Here is a 3,725-nt window from a genome sequence, read left to right on the forward strand (position 1 = left end):
CCATACGCACCCGCCAAATCCGAAGCCAACGGACCCAACGACCACCCATCACCCGCAATGTGATGGACCACTATCAGCAGCACGTATTCCTGCGCCGACAGCTCGAACAGGTCCGCGCGCAGCGGCGGTTCGGCCGCCAGGTCGAAGGGATGACGGGACGCCGACGTGAGGAGGTCCGGCAGCTCCGCCTCGGTCGTCGGTGTGACGGTGAGATGCGGTACGGCCGTTTCGACGGGCAGCACCTCCTGGAACGGAACTCCCTCGGCCTCCGGGAATACCGTGCGCAGGCTCTCGTGCCGGGCCACCACGTCACCGAGTGCGGCCCTCAGCGCGTCGCGGTCTAGCTCGCCCGTCAGACGCAGGGCCAGCGGAATGTTGTAGGTGGCGCTGGGGCCCTCCATCTTGTGGATGAACCACAGTCGACGCTGAGCGAAGGACAGCGGCATGGTCTCGGGCCGCTCACGCCGTGTGAGCGCCAGCCGGCCGGGCCCAGCGGTGTCCAGGAGTGCGGCGACCTCGGCCGGTGTCGGACCCTCGAAGAGCGAGCGGAGCTCCAGCTCGACGCCGAAGACCGCCCGGGCCTGGGCGATGAGGCGAGTGGCCAGGAGCGAATGACCGCCCAGCTGGAAGAAGTCGTCGTCCACACCCACCCGCGGCAGCCCGAGCACCTGCGCGAACAGATCGCACACGATCTGCTCCTGCGGCGTCCGCGCCTCCCGCCCCGACCCGCCCGACGTGAACTCCGGCGCCGGCAACGCCGCCCGGTCCAACTTGCCGTTCGCCGTCAGGGGGAGCCGGTCGAGGGGGACGATGAACGCGGGGACCATGTAGTCGGGCAGATGCTGACGGCTGTGTTCGCGGAGTTCGGTGACGAGGGCGCCGGTGCCGCGGCGGGCGGCCGGGTTGGTCGTCCAGGTGGACAGCGGCATGGCCGAGGTGCCCGTACCGGCAGGGGCGTAGGTGCCTACGGGGATGCCTTCGTCCATGAGGTTCCGGTCGACGAACAGGACGTCTACCGCGTCATGGTCGTGAGTGCTCCAGGTGACGCCGGTCCAGTAGCCGTGCTCGTCGCCCAAAGCGTGGAAGGCCTCCAGCGTGACGTGCGGCCGGCCGCTGTCCGCGGACGCAGGTGTGTCGTCGAAGAGGGTGTGCTGAACGGCCAGCTCGTGCGTGAGGCGAGGGTTCGGGACGCCGGTGACGCGGAGCCCGGCGGGGCGCTCGGCTTCGAGGTGACGGCTCAGATCGGTGAGGGTGGCGCCGGGGTCGGTGTGCCCCGGCCAGGGGTGGGTGGGGGTGTCAGTGAGGGGGTGGGGGGTGATGCCGGTCTTGTAGAGGGTGGCGTCGTAGCGGTAGCGGGTGAGCTCGTTGTGGGAGGCGCCGCGCTTGAGCTGGATGTCGGTGCCCGCCAGGTCGGGGATGTGGTGGGCGAGGGCGGTGAAGTACTCCGGGTCCACCAGGAGTTCCTTCTCCAGGACCAGACTCTGCTCCACGGCACGACGGACGGCGGCCGTGTCCGACGGATCTTCGGCGCGCGCGGCACCGACCGCGGCGGCGAAGGTGCGCAGCAGCCGCGGGTTGCGGATGTCGCCGATGAAGAGGGCTCCGCCGGGGACCAGCGCGCGGAGGGCGTTGGCGACGACCTGCTCCAGGTAGCCGGCGCTCGGGAAGTACTGGGCGACGGAGTTGAGGACGATCGTGTCGAAGTGGCCCGTGGGAAGGCCGTCGAAGTCGTGGGCCGGCCGGGTGTGCAGGCGGACCCGGGAGGCGAGGGCGGGATCGGCGTCGACGTGGCGCTGCAGGTCCTTGATGACGGTGGGCGAGAAGTCGGTTCCCCAGTACTCCTCGCACTCGGGGGCGATTCCGGCGAGGAGCAGTCCGGTGCCCACGCCTATTTCGAGGATGCGGCGAGGACTGAGGGCCCTGATGCGTTCGACGGTCGTGTCGCGCCACTCCCGCATGTCGGGCAGCGGGATGGGCTGTCCGTCGTAACTGCTGTTCCAGCTGGCGAAGTTCTCGCCGAACGCCGTCCTGGGTGCGCTCGTGTAGACGGAGTCGTACAGGTCCTGCCACTCGCTCAGCTGGTTCAGCTCGGCGTTCTCGTCGTACGCGCGTCCCGAGGTGTCGGCGACGACGTAGGCGGCCAGCCGGGCGTCCCCGGGCTCGTCCTCGCGGACGACGACGGCGGCCTGGGCGACGGCGGGGTGATCGGCCAGCACGGCCTCGATCTCGCCGGGTTCGATGCGGAACCCCCGGATCTTGACCTGATGGTCGGCCCGGCCCACGAACTCCAGCTCGCCGCCCGGATTCCAGCGCACCAGGTCCCCGGTGCGGTACATGCGGGCGCCGGGCTCACTCCCGTACGGGTCGGCCGGGAAGCGTTCCGCGGTCAGGGCGGGGCGGCCCAGGTAGCCGCGGGCCACGCCGGCGCCCGCGATGTACAGCTCCCCCACCACACCCGGAGCCACCAACTGCAGCCGGCCGTCCAGGACGTACACCCGGGTGTTGGCGATCGGCCTGCCGATGGGCGGGGCTGCCGTGGCGCCGGAGAGGTCGGCGGCGGTCGACCAGATGGTGGTTTCGGTCGGCCCGTACAGGTTGGTGAGGTCGTCCGTGAGGGCCCGCAGCGACTGGGCCAGGGCGGCGGGCAGCGCCTCTCCGCCGACCAGAACGCGTAGTCCGCGCAAGGCCTCCGGCTCGTGTTCGAGCAGCAGTTGCCACAGGGACGGCGTTCCCTGCATGACCGTGACACCGTGCCGGGCGATCAGGTCGAGCACGACGGACGGCTGGGGGACGGCCTCCTTGGGCGCGAGAACGACGGCGGCGCCCGAGAGCAGCGGGTGGTACAACTCCAGGGCCGCGATGTCGAAGGCGACCGTCGTGACCGCGAGCAGCCGCTCGTCCGGCCGGAGCGGCACGTTCTGCCGCATGGCTTCCAGGAAGTTGGTCAGCGCGCCGTGCGGCACCACGACACCCTTGGGGCGGCCGGTCGAGCCGGACGTGTAGATCACATATGCGGCGTCCGCGGCGCGCAGCGGGGCGGTGCGGTCGGCGTCGGACGGGTCGGTGTCGGGGCAGTCGGCCACCAGCGCCTGTACGTCCGGTGAGTCCAGCATCAGCCGCCGTGGCGAGCCGTCGCCCGGCAGCCGCGCGTCCGTCGCCAAGGTGGTGAGCAGCAGGGTGGGTTCCGCGTCCGCCAGGACGTACGCGGTGCGCCCGGCCGGATGGTCCGGGTCCAGCGGCAGGTAGGCGGCGCCGGTCTTGAGCACCGCCAGCAGGGCGACCACCAGCTCGGCCGAGCGCGGCAGGGCGACGGCGATCACCGTGCCAGGTCCGGCGCCTTGGCGCAGCAGGGCGTGCGCCAGGCGATTGGCGCGGCTGTTCAGCTCCCCGTATGTCAGGGAGGTGTCCCCGGTGATCAGGGCGACGGCCTCCGCCGTGGTGCGCGCCTGCCTGGCAAAGCACGCCGGCAACAGGTCCGCACCGACTTCCGCCTCGGTGTCCAGCCAGGTGCCGAGAATCTGTTGTTGCTCTTCGGTGGTGAGGAGGTCGATGGTGTCGAGTGGCTGCTCGGGATGGGCGGTCGCCTCGTCGAGGAGCCTGACCCAACGCTCGAACAGCGACCGCACGGTAGATGCGTCATACAGGTCACTGGAGTACTCGACCGCCCCCACGATGCCCTGCGGCTCACCACGCCCACCACGCCGCTCGGCAAGACTGAAGAACAG

Annotated in this window: 1 protein-coding gene; it reads right to left on the reverse strand. The window is 70.8% G+C overall.

Annotated features, from left to right (window positions below; genetic code table 11):
* Positions 1 to 3,626: non-ribosomal peptide synthetase (locus IE267_RS39245; protein ID WP_308428900.1), on the reverse strand; the 3,626-nt coding region annotated here is incomplete at its 3' end.
* Positions 3,627 to 3,725 lie beyond the last annotated feature (99 nt).

Origin of the sequence: Streptomyces xanthochromogenes, assembly GCF_014650455.1 — a bacterium.
In the GTDB taxonomy this organism is placed as follows: Bacteria; Actinomycetota; Actinomycetes; order Streptomycetales; family Streptomycetaceae; genus Streptomyces; species Streptomyces xanthochromogenes.